Here is a 265-nt window from a genome sequence, read left to right on the forward strand (position 1 = left end):
CGTAGGCCTTCTGATATCCAGCCTTGATCGCGGACGCAGACCATACGTAATCCTCGCCCCACTCAATATCCGGATAAGGCAAATCCTTCCACACGCGACGGGACATTGCCGAGTTATTATCCGAGTAAAAATATGCCAGCATGCGCCACGTAATACTTCCTCGGAAATAATGACTAGGCAGACCAACCGACGAATCTATGACCGATGGCAATAATTTCAAATTATCAAAATGACCTTCGATATCCCTCGACACAAAAGGTCCATG

At 47.2% G+C, this 265-nt stretch carries 1 protein-coding gene; it reads right to left on the reverse strand.

Translation table 11 applies throughout. From position 1 onward, the window contains the following. Nucleotides 1-220: hypothetical protein (locus AC1RP1_RS08355; protein ID WP_481762781.1), on the reverse strand; the 220-nt coding region annotated here is incomplete at its 3' end. Nucleotides 221-265 lie beyond the last annotated feature (45 nt).

This window comes from Dellaglioa sp. CoH-56-MRSF-13 (assembly GCF_056782095.1).